This window comes from Ochrobactrum sp. EDr1-4, assembly GCF_049199085.1.
Taxonomy (GTDB): domain Bacteria; phylum Pseudomonadota; class Alphaproteobacteria; order Rhizobiales; family Rhizobiaceae; genus Brucella.
In genome coordinates, this window is record NZ_JBLZOF010000006.1 from 1 (window position 1) to 17,271 (window position 17,271).

Here is a 17,271-nt window from a genome sequence, read left to right on the forward strand (position 1 = left end):
ATAAGGGCCTGACTTCGCTTCCGGGCTCAAAAGTCCGTAATTCTTTGACGCGGGGTGGAGCAGCCCGGTAGCTCGTCAGGCTCATAACCTGAAGGCCGCAGGTTCAAATCCTGCCCCCGCAACCAAATCTCTCAAAAAACAAATAATCCGGTGCATAATCACACGTATCAACACGTGAACAAAACAACCAACATCAAAAGCCCGCTACAAGCGGGCTTTTTGCTTTTTAAGATAGAACCCAGAAATAGTGCAGCTATAAGATGCGCGCGTTGGATCCCCAAATAATGCTCTACAAGCTGCACACTTTTATTAGCGCAGCTAGGACAAGACCTAACTAATTAGGAAAATAGGACTTGTAACTGATTTATCTAACAAGTCGGTTCAAGCTCTGGCCGCTTCTAGATGGGGTTGGTAGCAACGAAACGTCGCCTTCCCTTCAGCTTTAGCGCAATACAGTGCAGCATCCGCGTTGTTAAAGACATCAGATTCTGTGAGGCCCTTTAATGGGGCGATGCCAACAGATGCTCCAAGTTGAAGATTCTTATTACTAAATGCTATAGGTGAACTAACGCGATTTATGATTATTTGAGCGATGTCCTCGGCTCGCTTTTGATCACAAGACTCTGATGTGATAACTGCAAACTCGTCGCCACCAATTCGATAAGTATGACTACCAAGGGAATTTAGGCCACTAAGTCGTGATCCAATTTCTTTAATGCATTCATCTCCTGCGAGATGGCCAAATTCATCATTTATTTTCTTAAATCCATCGAGATCAATCAATAAGAGGAAGCCGGTTTCTTTCTCATTATTGGCGATGTCCAGCATCGATGAAAGTTTTGTGTGGAACTGGCTTTTATTTGCAAGGCCAGACATCTGATCGTATTCGGCAAGATGCGTTATTTTGTCGAATAATGCTTTCTGCTCCGTAATATCCTGTTTCATGCCAAAGATGCGGACGGGTGTTTCATCCTGGCATTCGACCGACGCCGTAATGCGTATCCAACGCTTGTTTCCACGAAAAGTAGTTATCTCTGCTTCGAACGTAAAACCGTTGCGTTGAGTAATGGCATCTGACCGGCGTTTTTGAAGTTCTATCTTTGAAGCATCCGTATAGCATGCCAGTGTATCAGCACGCGTGAGAGGTTCTCCCTTGGGTAGTTCAAAAATATCGTAAACGTAATCCGACCAGGTTAACTCCTCGTCGGGTAACGTACATTCCCAGATACCAATCTGAGCGACAATGGAAGATTGATCGTAAATTTTTCTGAAATGTGAAAGCGTTTGTTCCTGCTCATGAATAAGCCGCTGTTTGTTCGCCAGCTCAATCTGCAGGCGCTCCAAATCATCCTGTAGCTTTTTCAGAGAGGTCTCATTCATGGAATACATGAGTATTATCTAAAATAGAGATCGTCAATTTACCAGATCCCAAAAACTATATTTCTTGTGGTGTTGCTTACGAAGATTCGAAAGGTAAACATCGTGCTGAACGATCGTGCCGCAACTTGTAACATTTCGATCAAGTAAGATGCATTCCGATAGATACTGCGCTGCTTTCTTGTATCGGCTCGTTCGGCCGCGCGTAAGTGCGAAGTCTATCATGCGCCTGAATAATAGGATTGCTGCAACTGGATATTTGTCGACGAGCCTCTCCGCTGCGGCCGACATTAACTCGTATTTTTCGCCATCAAGTTCGGATGAGCGATGAATTACGAATTTGGCCATTTGACTAACAGATGTATACTGCATGAAAAATAGAATTGCCTTGTTGGCATCTGGATAATCGCCCACAAGTGCAAAGGCCTTTTCCTCCGCATCAATATCATCAAAATCTGGTAGCTTCCGTAGAAAACCGCGCAGAAGATCGACGTTGAGTGTTTGCCTGAAGCCGTCCCAACGAAATTGCTGAGCTTCTTCCAAGTGCCCCAATGCCTCTAGTGCGTTAACTCGTGTCAATTGCCATTCTGGCAGTGTTTCACGTTCTCCACTAAACTGGGCGCCGTCGAGCATTTCCAATGCTTCCTGGGGACGGCCCGCGGAAAGTAGTCTCGTAGCTATTTCAGTGGAAACGCTTGGTAATCGATGTGTGTTTGCAGGATGTTGGGCGACAAAAAGTTCAACATCATTGAGTTCGTCAGCTATTTTTTGAAGTGAGATTTTTACTGCTCCAGAACGAGCATCAGCTGTGGCGTTATGTTTATGTGTTGAGTGCTCATTATTCCACTCTTCAAAACGTTGCTGGAGTCTTCGAAGACCGTTTTCTTTCAGTGCTGGTGACATCGAACTGATGAGTTGGTCATATTGACCAAAGTCGTTGCTCAGAAGAGACTGGAATATTTGGTCAACAAGCCTTTCCGTAGGAGGATTAGCCTGCGTCGCTATGTGTCCAGCGTCTCGATTAGCAGCGTGAAAGCTCTCCATGAGCGTGCCATTGCCATCGTCGGAACGTTCAAATATCTGATTCGAAAGAGAGAGAAACTGCCATATTAATTCAAATCCTTCCTCTAGATCGGAGGGGGCTATATTTTTGACAATGGTATTTCGCTGGCTTTCAAGATCTGCCTTGAAGGATTTAATTTTTCTCCAGCCTATCCAGCTTTGCGCACGTGCGATGCTGCCCAAGCGTTTGCGAACCTCTCTTGCAAGTTCCGCACTGCTTGAGTTACCTGCAAGCTCCATGCGCAGCTTACGCTTATGGTTGGCATTGCCGGTACTGACTTCAATCAATAGCTTCGCAAGGCGTTCAACACCGAGTGCTTCGAGATTTTTCGCATTCAAAGTGGTTTTTGATGCCATTGATGGTCCAGAATTGTCACGACGCGATAGATCAAGCTAAAACACTTGATATACGGCTTATGCATGGTCACCGCCATATTGATCAACACTTTTCGTCGCCATGCAAACCGTGCTAAAACGCCGTTATGAATGCACCAATGCCCGAATTTCCTGTTTATAATCCGCCGCTTGAGCCATATATATCTATCATCCACCGAGATGTTGATATTTTGGTTCTCGATAAGCCGAGCGGGCTGTTGTCTGTCCCCGGACGTCATCCCGCTTTGACGGACAGCCTTGCTGTCCGGGTGCAGAAGCAGTTTCCTAATGCGTTGATGATCAATCGTCTGGATAAAGACACGTCTGGCCTTGTGTTGATGTCACTCAATCGCAAGGCCCATGCTGCTATTGCAGCACAATTTGAGGCGCGAACGACCCATAAGGCTTACATAGCCAAAGTATGGGGGCAAGTTGCTGAGGATGAGGGCCTAATTGATTTGCCGCTGGCGATCGATGCCGAAAATAAACCACGTCATCGCGTGGACCACCAAAATGGTAAGCCCGCTCAAACGCGTTGGCAAGTTTTGGCACGCGGTGAGAATACGACCCGGCTCCGGCTTTTTCCACTGACCGGACGAACACACCAGTTGCGTGTTCATATGAAGGCGCTAGGCCATGTTATACTTGGCGATGCCTTCTACGCTGAAGGTGCCTCGCTTGATGCGTCCGAACGCCTATTGCTGCATGCTGAAGAATTGACGTTTCAGCATCCAGACGGGCGCGATGTCACATTTACTATTCCTTGCCCATTCTGAGTGCACCATGTCGCAAAAGGCTGAACCAGCAGAACTGATCGTTGATTTTATAGGTGGGGCAGTTGGGCATCGGTTCCGAGCGGGTGAAGGGCGAGGGCAGGCACTGGCTAAGGCCGCTGGGCTTACAGGAAGCATTACGCCCGATATTGTGGATGCAACGGCGGGTCTTGGTCGCGATGCTTTTTTGCTCGCCGCTCTTGGAGCGCGGGTAACTTTGATTGAGCGCTCGAAGAAGATGCATGATCTTCTTGCTGAAGGGCTCGCACGCGCAAGTGCCGAAGGCGGAAAATATGCGCAAACAGTGGAGCGAATGACCTTGCTCCATGGAGATTCATCTCTGCTGTTGCCCGAACTTAAGCCCATGGTCGTGCTGGTTGATCCGATGCACCCGCCGCGTGGAAACACGGCATTGGTTAAAAAGGAAATGCGCCAGATTCGTGAAATTGTGGGTGCAGACTCTGATTCAGAATTGCTTATGCAGGTTGCGTTGGAACATGCGCAAAACCGTGTGGTTCTCAAATGGCCGCTGCGGGCTGAATCTATGGAGGGTTTACGCAAACCTTCACATCAGATTTTAGGCAAAAGCACGCGCTATGACGTGTTCGTTAAGGCCAAAATTACCGCAACCTAAGGCGTCTTGCGATTAATTTGCCGTAAGAAGGAATGGGCCTTGCTCTGTAAATCATAGTCATTCCAAGAACGCAGTGCGCTTTTGACCCTTATTAATTCTGTATCAGCTTGACCTCTTCATCTTCTGTTTTACTTTTCTTGCAGATCAACATTGAAGATAGGAAGTTGCAATGCCGAAATTGAATGTGGCTGTTCTGGTTGGAAGCCTGAGAAACGATTCGTTCAATCGAAAAGTAGCAGAGGGCTTGAACGCTATAACGCCTGACGATATGGCGCTAACACTTGTCGAAATTGGTGATCTGCCACTTTATAACCCTGATCTCGATACAGACACCCCACCCGAGGCATGGACGCGGTTCCGGTCTGAACTAGCAAAAGCCAATGCAGTTGTATTCGTGACGCCTGAATATAATCGATCTGTTCCGGCCGCTCTTAAAAATGCTCTCGATGTGGGGTCACGCCCTTATGGTAAAAGCATTTGGAGCGGAAAGCCTGCTGCAATTATCAGCGGATCACCCGGCAATATTTCAGCATTTGGCGCCAATCATCATCTGCGTCAGTCGCTCGTTTTTCTGGATATGCCGACCTTGCAGCAGCCAGAGGCTTATCTCGCGCATGTTGATAAAATGCTGGATGAAAGCGGCAAACTGGTGCCCGATACGGCCAAGTTCCTTGGCGATTTCCTCAAGGCTTTCGATCGGTTTGCTCAGAAAAATCTCTGATGGAGATATTTCAAATGATCTAAAAAACGCCGCGCATCCAGTGACTGGTTGCGCGGCGTTTTTGTTTTTATAAGCACTGATTACTTGAGCTGATCCTGCACTTTGTTGATCGCTGCAATCGCACATGCTTCGTCAAACTGACCGCCAGGTGCGCCACCGACGCCAACCGCGCCGATTGTTACATCACCGACTTTGACCGGAACGCCGCCAGCCAGAACGAGGAAGCCGTCAATGGATGCCAGTTCTGCGGCTGCTGGGTTCTTGGTAATGTTTTCAGCCATGGCACTGGTTGGCATGCGCGAAGACGATGAGGTGTAAGCCTTCTGGCGTGCTGCTTCAGGTGTATGCGAACCAGCATTATCAGCCCGCAGAAGCGCACGAAGGACACCGGCACGATCAACGACTGCTGCGGCAACATTGTAGCCTTCAGCGGAACATGCTGCGACGGCTTCACGAGCAATCGTGCTTGCCAATTCCATTGGCATATTCTTTTCTTCAAGGATCTGTGCGGACGCAGCCGAAGTCATAAGGGCAGCGGCAGTAGCGGCTAGAAAAATGCGTTTCATAGTCGTATCTCCTTTGGAACTATTCCCTGAAAGTCTCACTTTCTGATGACAGTTCTAAAGGCAGGTGGCTTTTCGTGGAATCCGCGACAACACGAAGTCTGCTAGGTAGTTCTACTGAGATGCCGCTATGGTGAGGCGGACGAACTCGGCGACAGAGCTTGTTTTGAGCTTCTCGGCAATGTTGGCGCGGTGCGCATCAATGGTGCGTGCTGAAATATCCAGTGCCCCGGCTATGTCCTTGCTGGCATAACCTTCGCAGACAAGGTTAAGCACTTCCCGTTCCCTGCTTGTGAGGCTTGCCAGAAGATCAATTGCCTCCTGCTTTTCCAGTCTCGTTTGCAAGAGCGCTTGCGCTGAGTGGATCGCATCAAGCAACACATCTTCATCAATGGGTTTGCTGAGAAAGTCGCTGATACCTGCTTTGAAGGCTCTGCGGCAGGCGTTCACGTCGCCATGACCGGTGATCATGATGATCGGCCAATTGTTTCCGCGCTCCGTTAACTTTTGTTGCACCTGCAACCCGCTGATCAGCGGCATTCGTAAATCGAGCAACAATATTCCGGGGCGATGTTCATCGATATGGGCGAGGAAAGTCGTGGGATCGGCAAAGGTTTCGACAGCCATGCCATACGTAGACAGAAGCATTGAAAGCCCATCACGGACCGCTTCATCATCGTCAACCAGATAGATCATTGTTTGGCTCAAGTGCTGGCTCCCTTATTCTGAATCGGTAGCCTGACCATGAAACATGCTCCGCCATCATCATTGTTCTGTGCTTCGATGTGACCTCCAATGCGTTCAATCAGTGTTGAACACAGAGTGAGGCCAAGCCCCATCCCGTCTTTCTTTGTCGTGAAAAAAGGTTCAAACAGGCGCAGTTGCAGGTCTGCGGGAATCCCCGGCCCATTGTCGCATATACTGATGCAGATATGTTCGCCTTCGCGCTTCGTTGTGATACTGATCTGCCCTTCCAAAACGCTGGCTTCGTTGAGACTATCGGAGGCATTACGGATCAGATTGTTGAAGACCTGCTCGAGTTCAACCGGGTCAGCCATTACAGGGGGCAGGTTGGGTTCGAGTGTGAAATGTAGCGCAATGTTGCGTTGCTCGAGCTCGGTATGCAGAAGCTCAGCCGTGTCCTGAATGATGCTATTGATCTCGACGGGCACAGGCTTTGGTGGGCGATTGCTGATATAATCACGCATCCGTTTGAGCATATCACCCGCGCGTCTTGCTTCCCGCACATTGGCGGCCATAGCTTTTTTTAGCAGGGCATTGTTTATGCCTGACTGCTCGACCAGTCGTTCAGCGGCACGGCTCTGGCTCATCAGTGCCGTCAGAGGCTGTGCCAGTTCATGTGCAATGCCGGAAGCCAGTTCTCCCATGGAATTAACTCTCTCCGCATGCGCCAGACGTGTCTCACGTGCGAGCGTTATGCTGCGTTGCTCGGCCATTTCTGCAGAAGCTTTGAGACGACGCACTTCGCGTCTGTGCTGCAAACTATATCCAAGAAGCGAAAGCACAATCAGGCTGATGATTGCCACCACGGATAATGCAATACCATCAACAAGATCAGTTAGCGCGATGGGATAATCCATTGTGAGAAGAAGCGGCTGTGACCCGCTATCAACCACTCGACTGAACCATGGTGAAGCGAGCCATCCGGAAGCTTGCTGTACGGCTTTTTGCTCCATTACAATGGAGCCGTCGAGTATGAGCCTGATGTTCGCCCACGCAGGGAGCTCGTCCAGATCAATGAGCTGCTTGGCATCAATTTGCATGACGAGTGCAAGAGCCGGATTGGTATCTTTCAGCTTCTTGGCCAGCAGATATCCCTGCTCGAAAGAGGGACTGATATAGCTCCTCACTTCTCCCGCTTTCTGGACGAAAATTTCTCTGCCCAGTGTGCGGTAATCCGGGAGCGCTGCATTAGCAGGCACCGATAGCACTTGCCGCACATCCGCAATGGCTGAAGGTTCCCGCCACGTTATTTCAATTTCCTGAATAGCTTTGATGCGAGGATAAAACCGCATGATGCTGTCGCTGACCTGCGCGACAAGCTGTGGCTTTTTATTTTCATCTGCGAGAATCAGCGAAGCAAGCGTCGTCATATGTGCATCATGTTGCGCGACGCGCTGCGAAATCATGCGATGTAAAAGAAAGCCGGCTTCGTTTAACTCACTTGCTTCATTTTTCAGAGAATTGTTGATCGAAAGCGCCAGATAAAGTGCAATAAACGTAAACCAGATAGCGAGAATGCTGGCGGTCCATTTCAGCCGGGAGCGCGTAGTTTTTGACATTCCAGCGCCCCCTTATGCAACACTTCAAGATCACTATAGGGCACAAAGCGAATGGTTCAACAAGTGCCGTATTAAGGACTGTCTGTTGGTTTGTGATTTTAAATTTATCTCAAATCACGAAGTTTGAGTGACACGCGCTTATATGTGTTTTCATTGGTAAATAAAATGGCGGAGAGGGTGGGATTCGAACCCACGGTGGAGTTACCCCCACGCCGCATTTCGAGTGCGGTACTTTCGACCACTCAGCCACCTCTCCGCATGGTGCACTACGGTAAAACGATCTATAAAAACCGCGCCGTTTGTAAGCATCTAAAGCGAATGCTAAGTGTGTAGCGGCTCAATAACGGGCCAAATGCAATTAGACAAGACCTAATTTGCATAACAGTGCGAAAATTCTTGACTTTTCCGCAGTCTCCCACCTATAAGCACCTGACTTTAAGCGCAGCTGTGTCTGCGTCTATTGTTTTGATTGGAGATTTCCGGCTTTCCGGACTCTGATCAGAAGGCTGAAAGCTTTCAAAATCAACGACTGATAAAAAGACGGCCCGTGCCCAGGCGCTTGCGTTAAAGGGTATGAGAGCTGGACCGAACGACCCGAAAGGAAAACAAATGTTCGCAGTCATTAAGACTGGTGGCAAGCAGTACCGCGTTGCCGCAAACGACCTGATCAAGGTTGAAAAGGTTGCTGGCGAAGCTGGCGACATCGTAGAATTCGTAGAAGTTCTGATGGTTGGTTCGACCATTGGCGCGCCAGTTGTTGCAGGCGCTCTGGTAACGGCAGAAGTCGTTGAACAGGGCCGCGCTCGCAAGGTTATCGCGTTCAAGAAGCGTCGTCGTCAGAACTCGAAGCGCACTCGCGGTCATCGTCAGGAACTGACGACAATCCGTATCTCGGAGATCCTTACCGACGGCGCGAAGCCTTCCAAGAAGGCCGCTGAGAAGAAGGCTCCAAAGGCAGACGTCGCTGAAGGCGAAGTCGCAAAGCCAAAGAAGGCAGCGCCTAAGAAGGCTGCAGCCAAGGCCGATTCGGCTGAGTAAGTAGAAGAGATAAAGGAGAAATCCAATGGCACACAAAAAAGCTGGTGGTTCGTCGCGTAACGGTCGCGATTCAGAGTCAAAGCGCCTTGGCGTGAAGAAGTTTGGTGGCGAAGCTGTTGTTTCTGGCAACATCATCGTGCGTCAGCGCGGCACCAAGTGGCATCCGGGTTCCAATGTTGGCCTCGGCAAAGACCACACCATTTTTGCTACCACCAATGGTTCCGTTGCTTTCCGCACGAAAGCCAACGGTCGTACTTACGTGTCGGTTACCCCGATCGCGGAAGCAGCAGAGTAAGCCGGACCTCTATAAAGTACCGGCGTCCCATGGACCCGGTACATATGGCACCTGCCAGAAGATCAAAGGGAAGATGGGACAACCATCTTCCCTTTTTTTCGTCTGGAGGACAGAACAATGGTCATCGAAGTTTTAGAAGAAGATTATTACGAGAGCTGTAGTGAGCGGGAGGCCAGCTATGCTGATCTCTCGCCGGGATTAGCAGATCAGTTGGATTGCCCCGTTCTCGTGACTGACAGGCTGGTTCTTCGCCCGCCGCATGTCGAAGACGTGGATGCAATTTCCTATCTTGCTAATAACGCCCGCGTCTCCACTATGCTCGCCCGTATGCCTCATCCATACACCCGCGAAAATGCCGTGGACTTTGTTGAGCGCGTGCGAAAAGGCGAGATGGGCAATTGCATTTACGCAATTACCCAAGCTGAAACTGGTATCTTTATGGGCTGTTGTGGCATCCATCCGCACAGCCACGGCGAAGGTCTGGAGATTGGCTATTGGCTGGGCGAGCCGTATTGGGGGCATGGCTTTGCCACCGAAGCGGCTCACGCATTGATTGATCTGGCCTTCCGTGCCACGCCAATCGAGCGGCTGCATGTTTCGTGTCATGCCAGCAATGGCAGTTCGCGTAAGGTGATCCATAAATGCGGCTTCCAGTTCAGTAGCATGGGCATGGCGGATTCACTTGCTGCCGGAAATGTTCCTGTCGAGCGTTATGTTCTCGATCGGCGCACATGGATCGGCCTGAGAAGCTGGCAGTCATAATCATAAAAAATGGCCCTGCGTTTAGAGCGCATCCCGAAAAGTGTGAAACGGTTTTCGGATAAGATGCGCGTTAAAACAAATAGTTAGAGCGCAGGGCCGATAATCATCGGGGAATACTATGAACGATATATACGCAATCACCCGCGAAAGGGTTGAGGTTCGGGCGCTGGATAAGGGCGACCTACATCGATTTCGCGCGATACGCCTTTCGGCTTTACAGCTTGCGCCGCAAGCCTTTGGATCGACTTTTGAAGAAGAAAATGCCTATTCCGAGAGCGTGTTCGCGCGTCGTCTTGAGCAGATAAATGGCAATGTCATTTTCGGTGCTTTTCATGGTGAGAACCTGATGGGCATCGCCGGCATGTTTCGACATGAACGCAAGTCGGAACGACATCGCGGCACTTTGGTGAGTGTCTATGTTGCACCCGAAGCGCGCGGGCTACATCTTGGCAAGGCGCTTGTTCAGCGTGTTATCGAACATGCAGCACAGCATGTCGTGATACTGGACGCGAAGGTTGTGGCAACGAATGAGCCCGCCAAGCGCATTTATGACGAGCTTGGCTTCAAATCCTATGGCCTTGAGCGCAAGTCACTTTATGTGCAGGGGCAGTATCTGGATCAGGAACTGCTCTATATCGATTTCAGTGATCCAGCTTGGAAACTGAATTTAAGCTGAAAACCTATGAGTTCTGCTGTTTGCAGGACGCGGGTTTTGCTGTAATTGCAAATCGGATTGCGCGGGACAGTGCGCAATTCCAAAGTTTAAGACGTGTTCCGAGACAAAAACGGTGCGTCACAAGAGGTAAGTTCAATGAAATTTCTCGATCAGGCCAAGATTTACATTCGCTCCGGCGCGGGCGGTGCAGGCGCTGTTTCGTTCCGGCGCGAGAAATTTCTTGAATTTGGCGGTCCTGATGGCGGTGATGGCGGTCGCGGCGGTGATGTCTGGGTTGAAGCTGTCGACGGTCTCAACACGCTGATCGATTATCGCTATCAGCAGCATTTCAAGGCACAGACTGGCATGCACGGCATGGGCCGCAATATGACCGGCGGCAAGGGAAATGATGTTATTCTCAAAGTGCCGGTTGGAACGCAGATTTTCGAAGAAGATAATGAAACAGTAATCTGTGACATCACAGAGCTTGGTCAACGCTATCGTCTGGCTAAGGGCGGCAATGGTGGTTTTGGTAATCTTCACTTCACGACATCGCGAAACCGTGCGCCGCGCCATGCTAATCCCGGTCAGGATGGCATTGAGCGCACGCTATGGTTACGCCTGAAGCTGATTGCTGATGCAGGTCTGGTTGGATTGCCAAATGCGGGTAAATCCACATTCCTTGCAAGTGTGACGGCTGCAAAGCCAAAGATTGCCGATTATCCTTTCACCACACTGCATCCAAACCTTGGTGTTTCCCGAGTCGATGGCCGTGAGTTCGTGATTGCGGATATTCCGGGTCTGATTGAAGGTGCAAGCGAAGGCGTGGGCCTTGGTGATCGCTTCCTTGGTCATGTCGAGCGCACGCGCGTGCTGTTGCATCTGGTTTCCGCGCAGGAAGAAGATGTGGCGAAGGCTTACACGGTTATTCGTGGTGAGCTTGAAGCCTATGAACACGGTCTGTCTGAAAAGACGGAAATCGTTGCGCTGTCGCAGATTGATACGATTGATCCTGAGACCCGTAAGGAAAAGATCAAGGCGCTTAAAAAGGCATGTGGATGCGATCCTATGCTGCTTTCAGCGGTCAGCCATGAAGGTTTGAACGATGTTCTGCGCCAGCTTGCCAGCGTGATCGACAAGAGCCGTGCGGTCGAAGCAGGCGCTGTCGAAGAAGAATAAAAATTGGTAATGCGGCGCAGGAACTGAAAACATGCTGAAACAACTCAAAGACTATCGCCGCATTGTTATCAAAATTGGGTCCGCACTTCTTGTGGATCGTGCAACTGGCCTCAAGCAGAGCTGGCTTGAAAGCCTTGGGCAGGACATCGCCAACCTTTCGCGTGGAGGTGTTGAAGTCCTGGTTGTGTCATCCGGTGCTATCGCATTGGGGCGCACGGTGCTTGGTCTGCCAAAGAAATCGCTAAAGCTTGAGGAAAGTCAAGCTGCGGCTGCTGCCGGTCAGATCGCATTGGCCAAAGCCTATGCCGATGTGTTGGGCGGGCATGGCGTCAAGTCAGGTCAGATTTTGCTCACGCTCGATGATACAGAAGAGCGTCGTCGTTATCTCAATGCACGGGCAACAATCGAGACATTGTTGAAACTCGGTGCGGTCCCGATCATCAATGAGAATGATACGGTTGCGACAACTGAAATCCGCTATGGCGATAATGATCGTCTAGCAGCGCGCGTAGCTACCATGATGGGCGCTGATCTTCTCATTCTATTGTCGGACATTGACGGTCTTTACACGGCACCGCCGCACAAAGACCCGAACGCGCAGTTTATTCCGCTTGTGGCATCTATAACTCCGCAGATCGAAGCCATGGCGGGAGCCGCTGCATCTGAGCTTTCGCGTGGCGGTATGAAAACCAAGCTTGATGCAGGCAAAATTGCCAACGCAGCCGGTACGGCCATGATCATCACCTCTGGCACACGCATGGCACCGCTTTCAGCCATTGATCGCGGTGAGCGCGCAACTTTGTTTGAGCCGTCTAACGCGCCGGTTAACGCCTGGAAGACGTGGATTTCCGGTAATCTGGAACCCGCTGGTCGTTTGACGGTTGATGCGGGTGCAGCCAAGGCGCTGAAGTCTGGCAAGTCGCTGTTGCCTGCCGGTGTGAAGGACATCGAAGGTCAGTTCGAGCGCGGTGATACGGTTGCAGTTCTCAACCAAGATGGTCGTGAAATTGCACGCGGCCTCATTGCATATGACGCTGATGATGCGCGCAAGATTGCAGGCCATAAAAGCGAAGAGATCAGTGATATTCTTGGTTATGATGCACGAGCTGCGATGATCCATCGTAATGATCTGGTGACACGCGCTGCAAGTAATGCGGAAGTTGTGTAGGGGGAAGAGATGTTGAACAAAGCGGATGCCGGAACTGATATCGCGGCCATTATGGCTGAGGTTGGTCGTAAAGCCAGACAGGCAGCGGCTCCACTTTCCATTGCTTCGCCTCAACAGAAAAACAAAGCCTTGCTTGCTGCTGCTGATGCCGTTCTGGCAAGCAAAGATGCAATCCTTGAAGCCAATAAGCTCGACCTTGCAAATGCTGCGCAAAGCGGCATGGCGGCTTCGTTTGTGGATCGTTTGACACTCGATGGCAGTCGTATTCAGGCTATCGCCGATGGTATTCGTGCGATCGCTGCTCTGCCTGATCCTGTTGGCGAAGTGATTGCCGAGTGGGACCGTCCGAATGGTCTGCACATTGAGCGTGTGCGCACGCCGCTCGGTGTGATTGGTGTGATCTATGAAAGCCGCCCTAATGTGACGGCGGACGCTGGTGCGCTTTGCCTCAAGGCTGGTAACGCGGTTATTCTGCGCGGCGGTTCAGATTCCGCCCATTCGTCGGCAGCCATTCACAATGCGCTTGTGGTGGGGTTGGAAGCTAGCAATTTGCCTGCGGATGCGATCCAGATCGTGCCGGTGACAGATCGTGCAGCGGTCGGCGAAATGCTCAAAGGCCTCAATGGTGCCATTGATGTGATCGTACCACGCGGCGGCAAAAGCCTTGTTGCACGGGTGCAGTCGGAAGCGCGTGTGCCGGTGTTCGCCCATCTTGAAGGCATTTGTCATCTCTACATTGATAAGTCCGCAGATCTTGATATGGCGCGCGCGATTGCGTTGAATTCCAAGATGCGTCGCACTGGAATTTGTGGTTCGGCGGAAACGCTGTTGGTTGACCGCGCGGTGGCCAGCACTCATCTTGTGCCAATTTTTCAAGATTTGGCTGCCAAGGGCTGTGAAATTCGCGGCAGCGAAGAGGTGTTAGCACTTTATCCCGATGCTACGCCTGCAACGGAACAAGACTGGTCGACCGAATATCTCGACGCGATTATTTCAGTAAAACTGGTTGATGGCGTCTCAGATGCGATTGCGCATATCGGGCAATATTCATCGCATCACACCGAGGCGGTTATTGCTGAGGATGCAGAGGTTGTTGCGCGTTTCTTCAACGAGATCGATTCGGCCATTCTACTGCACAACGCCTCGACGCAATTTGCGGATGGTGGTGAGTTCGGCATGGGTGCGGAGATCGGCATTGCTACCGGAAAAATGCATGCGCGTGGTCCGGTCGGTGTCGAACAGCTAACCTCATTTAAATATCGTGTTCGTGGCAATGGACAGGTTCGAGGCTGATGAAATTCGGCTTCGGGCTATACGCTTTAAAAGCCAGATACCCAGACGTCGATGCGCATTATCTGCGTATGCCTTATGTTGAGAAGGGTATGACGGTTGGCTTGTTTGGCGGCTCGTTTAATCCGCCACATGCAGGACATGCGCTGGTCGCTGAAATCGCTATCCGGCGGCTAAAGCTCGACCAGCTTTGGTGGATGGTGACGCCCGGAAATCCGCTAAAAGATACGCGTGAACTAGCATCGCTTGCAGAGCGTTTAAAGCTGAGCGAAGATATATCGACCGATCCTCGCATCAAGGTGACAGCGCTCGAAGCGGCTTTCCATACGCGCTACACTGCCGATACTCTGGCCCTGATACAAAAAGCTAACCCCGGTGTGCATTTCGTCTGGGTAATGGGTGCGGACAATCTTGCATCGTTTCATCGCTGGCAGCGCTGGCGCGAAATTGCAAAGAATTTCCCCATTGCCGTGATTGATCGCCCGGGCTCAACGCTTGCTTATTTGTCCTCAAGGATGGCACAGACTTTCTCGTCCAGCCGCATCGATGAACACAATGCTCCATTGCTTGCACGTCGCGCACCTCCGGCATGGACCTTTATCCACGGGCCGCGCTCGACATTGTCTTCAAGTGCGCTTCGCAAGCAGAAATCAAAAAAGTGAATGGTGTTATTAGCGCATCCCGAAAAGTGTTAAGCGGTTTTCGGAAAAGATGCGCGGCAATAAAGATTAAACTCTTGAAAGAATGCAGGGACTCTGCCTATCTTATGCATGTACGGTGCTTATAACTGCCGTATTGCGTTGTTCTTGCTGAAAGGAAATACACTGAGAACAGCAATTGAGAAGAAGGCTCACCACGCGCCTTCACCGGTCGGGATGAACGAAACAGCTTTCGTGTCCCAGGCCTTCGATGCGGCTTTGGCCAGTCTCGAAAACTCCAAAGCAGAATCCATCATCCCTATCGACATTCGCAGACGATCTTCGATCGGTGATTTCATGATCATCGCCTCTGGTCGTTCGCATCGTCATGTTTCGGCTGTCGCGGATCATCTTTTGCAGGCGCTTCGTGAGATGGGCTGCAAGGACATTCGGGTCGAAGGGCTCGAAGCTGGTGATTGGGTTCTTATCGATACAGGCGATATTGTCGTCCATATTTTCCGTCCGGAAATCCGTGATTTCTACAATCTGGAAAAGATCTGGATCGACAATGACCTCGAAGACAAACGTGCATCGGGAACCGTGCACTAATCTGGTCTGAGTGAGGGCGCTATGCGTGTGAGTGTGTTTGCCGTGGGCCGGATGAAAGCCGGCCCCGAGCGGGAGTTGGTCGAGCGTTATTTTGACCGTTTTTCCAAGTCCGGACCGCCACTTGGTCTTGAATTCGCCGGCGTGAGCGAAATCCCTGAAAGTCGTGGACAGACGGTTGAATTGCGCAAAGCCGAAGAAGCACAGCGCATCAATGAAGCGCTTGATAATGGTGCCGCGTTGATTTTGCTTGATGAGCGCGGCAAAGCGCTTGGTTCGGAGGATTTTGCCGAACGCATTGGTCGTATGCGTGATGATGGCAAGCGGCAATTGATAGTCGCCATTGGTGGCCCGGATGGACACGATCCCGCCTTGCGCTCGCGTGCCGATCTGGTCTTGGCGCTTGGCGCTTTAACATGGCCGCATCAGATCGCCCGCATTTTGGTTGCTGAGCAATTATATCGGGCCGCAACAATTCTTGCAGGGCATCCGTATCACCGATCCTAATTCTTTCATGTTCTTCTCATAACTGATGCAACGGGTCGGGTTTCGTAACTGCCTCGTGCATCATTGAAGAATTACATGTCGCTTTCATCGACGAACAAAACGTTGCCACAGATCGCATTCGTAACCGATCGCGGCTTTCTCAAACCCACGCTCGTTGCGATGTGGGGTGTCCTGCGTCACTTGACGCAGCCCGGTATTGTGCATTTTTGGGGCGACGGTCTTGAAGAGCGGGATTGGGAAGCGGTACACCGTGTGGCAGCCACAAATCCGGCTGTGACACTCAATTGCTTGCGTTTGACTGCTGATGATCTGGAAGGCGCCAAAGGGCCAACCTCGCATATTTCGGCGGCTACGATGGGGCGGCTTCATATACCGTCGCGTATTTCTGGCCGCGTTCTCTACATTGATGGCGACACGCAAGTCGTAGGCGATGTCTCACCTCTTTTCGCGCTTGATCTCAACGGTTGTCCGATTGGTGCCGTGCGCGATTGTGTTGTGGCCAAATGGTCGGCGCGCAGTCTTAAGGTGCGCGAAAAGTCGATACCACGTGTGCGTGAATTGCAAGAATTGATGCAGCAAAGCGATATCTCGCGTTACTTTAATGCTGGTGTTCTTTTGCTCGATACTGATGCCATTCGCGCAGAACCCGAACTGCATCAGGCCATGCATGATTTGGCCCGAGCATCTGCTTATGCGCTGGGTGATCAGGATCACCTGAACAACGTCTTTCTGGGTCGCGTACATCTGCTCAACCCGGCTTATAATTCGTCATGGAGCCAAGTGTCACGGCAGCGGCGGCATATTGTACGGCTTGGCGGCGATGCTGAGGAAAGCAGAACCGGCCCTGAGATCATTGTCCATTTTCATGGGCCGGAAAAGCCATGGAAGCGACCACGTCATGACCTTTGGAAGCATCGTGCTCGCGCGGTTTGGCGTTATCGTCGTGAGATGCATGAATACGCACAGAGCTATCCCGACTTGGCACCCTGAAATGGGGCTTAATCCGCCGGGTGAACCCAGTCCGGCTGATACATCGCGCCTCTGAGGGTGAAACGATTGCCGGTTTGCGGGTTTAGAACACTCACGCCGGTTTGAACCTGCTCAATAACCCTAAGTCCAAGCTCTTCAATTGCCATCAGAATAGACTTGTGATCAAGCACCGCAGAGGCGATGATCTTTTCACAAATATAGGTGTGAACATAGCTGCGTCCCTGACGCCAGTCAGAGGCCTCTGCGCAAAGCTCTGATGTCATTGTGATTGCCCCCGTTGCAGAGTGTTTAATAGAGTGAGGTCTGAAATATATCCAGTGTCTTGCTGAAAATGC

The 17,271-nt window shown here is 51.0% G+C and carries 20 protein-coding genes and 2 tRNA genes; 15 read left to right on the plus strand and 7 right to left on the minus strand.

Features of this window, described 5'->3' with window-relative positions:
- Positions 1-48 precede the first annotated feature (48 nt).
- Positions 49-125, plus strand: a tRNA-Met gene (locus ACOZHT_RS17360).
- Positions 126-381: 256 nt separating this feature from the next.
- Here the strand turns inward: ACOZHT_RS17360 and ACOZHT_RS17365 are convergent.
- The gene (locus ACOZHT_RS17365) at positions 382-1,389 is read right to left on the minus strand and encodes a diguanylate cyclase domain-containing protein (RefSeq protein ID WP_339514473.1); all 1,008 of its coding nucleotides are present in this window, start codon (positions 1,387-1,389) and stop codon (positions 382-384) included.
- A gap of 24 nt (positions 1,390-1,413) precedes the next feature.
- Positions 1,414-2,796 (minus strand): DUF6880 family protein, encoded by a 1,383-nt coding sequence (locus ACOZHT_RS17370; protein ID WP_421566175.1) that lies wholly within the window; start codon positions 2,794-2,796, stop codon positions 1,414-1,416.
- 137 nt (positions 2,797-2,933) lie between these two features.
- On the opposite strand from ACOZHT_RS17370, the gene ACOZHT_RS17375 reads away from it, so the two are divergent.
- The 3 genes from ACOZHT_RS17375 to ACOZHT_RS17385 all read left to right on the plus strand — a co-directional run bounded on the left by ACOZHT_RS17375 (position 2,934) and on the right by ACOZHT_RS17385 (position 4,942).
- A complete protein-coding gene (locus ACOZHT_RS17375) occupies positions 2,934-3,590 on the plus strand; it encodes a pseudouridine synthase (RefSeq protein WP_421566176.1) in 657 nt (218 codons plus the stop codon).
- A gap of 7 nt (positions 3,591-3,597) precedes the next feature.
- Positions 3,598-4,221: a class I SAM-dependent methyltransferase gene (locus ACOZHT_RS17380; RefSeq protein WP_339514479.1), complete on the plus strand. Its 624-nt coding sequence runs from the start codon at positions 3,598-3,600 to the stop codon at positions 4,219-4,221.
- 169 nt (positions 4,222-4,390) lie between these two features.
- Positions 4,391-4,942, plus strand: a complete 552-nt coding sequence (locus ACOZHT_RS17385; RefSeq protein WP_339514481.1) for an NADPH-dependent FMN reductase — start codon at positions 4,391-4,393, stop codon at positions 4,940-4,942.
- Between the two features lie 80 nt (positions 4,943-5,022).
- On the opposite strand, the gene ACOZHT_RS17390 is transcribed toward ACOZHT_RS17385, so the two are convergent.
- The 4 genes from ACOZHT_RS17390 to ACOZHT_RS17405 all read right to left on the minus strand — a co-directional run bounded on the left by ACOZHT_RS17390 (position 5,023) and on the right by ACOZHT_RS17405 (position 8,064).
- Positions 5,023-5,508, minus strand: a complete 486-nt coding sequence (locus tag ACOZHT_RS17390; RefSeq protein WP_339514483.1) for a heme-binding protein — start codon at positions 5,506-5,508, stop codon at positions 5,023-5,025.
- A 111-nt stretch (positions 5,509-5,619) separates the two neighbouring features.
- Complete coding sequence (locus tag ACOZHT_RS17395) at positions 5,620-6,213, minus strand: response regulator transcription factor (RefSeq protein WP_339514485.1); 594 nt, start codon at positions 6,211-6,213, stop codon at positions 5,620-5,622.
- Complete coding sequence (locus tag ACOZHT_RS17400; protein ID WP_339514487.1) at positions 6,210-7,808, minus strand: sensor histidine kinase; 1,599 nt, start codon at positions 7,806-7,808, stop codon at positions 6,210-6,212. Before ACOZHT_RS17400 ends, ACOZHT_RS17395 begins: the two co-directional genes overlap by 4 nt.
- 166 nt (positions 7,809-7,974) lie before the next feature.
- A tRNA-Ser gene (locus tag ACOZHT_RS17405) sits at positions 7,975-8,064 on the minus strand.
- A gap of 353 nt (positions 8,065-8,417) precedes the next feature.
- Between ACOZHT_RS17405 and rplU the strand changes: the two genes are divergently transcribed.
- The 11 genes from rplU (at position 8,418) to ACOZHT_RS17460 (ending at position 16,936) form a co-directional block, all read left to right on the plus strand.
- A complete protein-coding gene (gene rplU, locus ACOZHT_RS17410; RefSeq protein WP_339514489.1) occupies positions 8,418-8,846 on the plus strand; it encodes a 50S ribosomal protein L21 in 429 nt (142 codons plus the stop codon).
- Positions 8,847-8,871: 25 nt separating this feature from the next.
- Entirely contained in the window at positions 8,872-9,141 is a 270-nt protein-coding gene (rpmA, locus tag ACOZHT_RS17415; RefSeq protein ID WP_339514491.1) for a 50S ribosomal protein L27, read from the plus strand.
- 117 nt (positions 9,142-9,258) lie between these two features.
- Positions 9,259-9,903, plus strand: a complete 645-nt coding sequence (locus tag ACOZHT_RS17420) for a GNAT family N-acetyltransferase (RefSeq protein WP_339514493.1) — start codon at positions 9,259-9,261, stop codon at positions 9,901-9,903.
- Between the two features lie 118 nt (positions 9,904-10,021).
- Positions 10,022-10,579, plus strand: a complete 558-nt coding sequence (locus tag ACOZHT_RS17425) for a GNAT family N-acetyltransferase (protein ID WP_339514495.1) — start codon at positions 10,022-10,024, stop codon at positions 10,577-10,579.
- 135 nt (positions 10,580-10,714) lie between these two features.
- Complete coding sequence (gene obgE, locus ACOZHT_RS17430; RefSeq protein WP_339514497.1) at positions 10,715-11,737, plus strand: GTPase ObgE; 1,023 nt, start codon at positions 10,715-10,717, stop codon at positions 11,735-11,737.
- A gap of 31 nt (positions 11,738-11,768) precedes the next feature.
- Positions 11,769-12,905: a glutamate 5-kinase gene (gene proB / locus ACOZHT_RS17435; RefSeq protein WP_339514499.1), complete on the plus strand. Its 1,137-nt coding sequence runs from the start codon at positions 11,769-11,771 to the stop codon at positions 12,903-12,905.
- Positions 12,906-12,914: 9 nt separating this feature from the next.
- Positions 12,915-14,198 (plus strand): glutamate-5-semialdehyde dehydrogenase, encoded by a 1,284-nt coding sequence (locus ACOZHT_RS17440; RefSeq protein ID WP_339514501.1) that lies wholly within the window; start codon positions 12,915-12,917, stop codon positions 14,196-14,198.
- Positions 14,198-14,857: a nicotinate-nucleotide adenylyltransferase gene (locus ACOZHT_RS17445; RefSeq protein ID WP_339514503.1), complete on the plus strand. Its 660-nt coding sequence runs from the start codon at positions 14,198-14,200 to the stop codon at positions 14,855-14,857. The genes ACOZHT_RS17440 and ACOZHT_RS17445 overlap by 1 nt, the downstream gene beginning before the upstream one ends.
- A gap of 213 nt (positions 14,858-15,070) precedes the next feature.
- Positions 15,071-15,442: a ribosome silencing factor gene (rsfS, locus tag ACOZHT_RS17450; RefSeq protein ID WP_339514608.1), complete on the plus strand. Its 372-nt coding sequence runs from the start codon at positions 15,071-15,073 to the stop codon at positions 15,440-15,442.
- Positions 15,443-15,463: 21 nt separating this feature from the next.
- Positions 15,464-15,946: a 23S rRNA (pseudouridine(1915)-N(3))-methyltransferase RlmH gene (gene rlmH, locus ACOZHT_RS17455; protein WP_339514505.1), complete on the plus strand. Its 483-nt coding sequence runs from the start codon at positions 15,464-15,466 to the stop codon at positions 15,944-15,946.
- Between the two features lie 75 nt (positions 15,947-16,021).
- Complete coding sequence (locus ACOZHT_RS17460; protein WP_339514507.1) at positions 16,022-16,936, plus strand: glycosyltransferase family 8 protein; 915 nt, start codon at positions 16,022-16,024, stop codon at positions 16,934-16,936.
- Positions 16,937-16,944: 8 nt separating this feature from the next.
- Here the strand turns inward: ACOZHT_RS17460 and ACOZHT_RS17465 are convergent, their stop codons facing one another.
- Positions 16,945-17,199: a hypothetical protein gene (locus tag ACOZHT_RS17465; RefSeq protein ID WP_339514509.1), complete on the minus strand. Its 255-nt coding sequence runs from the start codon at positions 17,197-17,199 to the stop codon at positions 16,945-16,947.
- Positions 17,200-17,271: the final 72 nt, after the last annotated feature.

Coding starts and splice junctions, on each gene's coding strand:
- ACOZHT_RS17365 (WP_339514473.1), bottom strand. CDS start 1,389: ATGTATTCCATGAATGAGACCTCTCTGAAAAAGCTACAGGATGATTTG.
- ACOZHT_RS17370 (WP_421566175.1), bottom strand. CDS start 2,796: ATGGCATCAAAAACCACTTTGAATGCGAAAAATCTCGAAGCACTCGGT.
- ACOZHT_RS17375 (WP_421566176.1), top strand. CDS start 2,934: ATGCCCGAATTTCCTGTTTATAATCCGCCGCTTGAGCCATATATATCT.
- ACOZHT_RS17380 (WP_339514479.1), top strand. CDS start 3,598: ATGTCGCAAAAGGCTGAACCAGCAGAACTGATCGTTGATTTTATAGGT.
- ACOZHT_RS17385 (WP_339514481.1), top strand. CDS start 4,391: ATGCCGAAATTGAATGTGGCTGTTCTGGTTGGAAGCCTGAGAAACGAT.
- ACOZHT_RS17390 (WP_339514483.1), bottom strand. CDS start 5,508: ATGAAACGCATTTTTCTAGCCGCTACTGCCGCTGCCCTTATGACTTCG.
- ACOZHT_RS17400 (WP_339514487.1), bottom strand. CDS start 7,808: ATGTCAAAAACTACGCGCTCCCGGCTGAAATGGACCGCCAGCATTCTC.
- rplU (WP_339514489.1), top strand. CDS start 8,418: ATGTTCGCAGTCATTAAGACTGGTGGCAAGCAGTACCGCGTTGCCGCA.
- rpmA (WP_339514491.1), top strand. CDS start 8,872: ATGGCACACAAAAAAGCTGGTGGTTCGTCGCGTAACGGTCGCGATTCA.
- ACOZHT_RS17420 (WP_339514493.1), top strand. CDS start 9,259: ATGGTCATCGAAGTTTTAGAAGAAGATTATTACGAGAGCTGTAGTGAG.
- ACOZHT_RS17425 (WP_339514495.1), top strand. CDS start 10,022: ATGAACGATATATACGCAATCACCCGCGAAAGGGTTGAGGTTCGGGCG.
- obgE (WP_339514497.1), top strand. CDS start 10,715: ATGAAATTTCTCGATCAGGCCAAGATTTACATTCGCTCCGGCGCGGGC.
- proB (WP_339514499.1), top strand. CDS start 11,769: ATGCTGAAACAACTCAAAGACTATCGCCGCATTGTTATCAAAATTGGG.
- ACOZHT_RS17440 (WP_339514501.1), top strand. CDS start 12,915: ATGTTGAACAAAGCGGATGCCGGAACTGATATCGCGGCCATTATGGCT.
- ACOZHT_RS17445 (WP_339514503.1), top strand. CDS start 14,198: ATGAAATTCGGCTTCGGGCTATACGCTTTAAAAGCCAGATACCCAGAC.
- rsfS (WP_339514608.1), top strand. CDS start 15,071: ATGAACGAAACAGCTTTCGTGTCCCAGGCCTTCGATGCGGCTTTGGCC.
- rlmH (WP_339514505.1), top strand. CDS start 15,464: ATGCGTGTGAGTGTGTTTGCCGTGGGCCGGATGAAAGCCGGCCCCGAG.
- ACOZHT_RS17460 (WP_339514507.1), top strand. CDS start 16,022: ATGTCGCTTTCATCGACGAACAAAACGTTGCCACAGATCGCATTCGTA.
- ACOZHT_RS17465 (WP_339514509.1), bottom strand. CDS start 17,199: ATGACATCAGAGCTTTGCGCAGAGGCCTCTGACTGGCGTCAGGGACGC.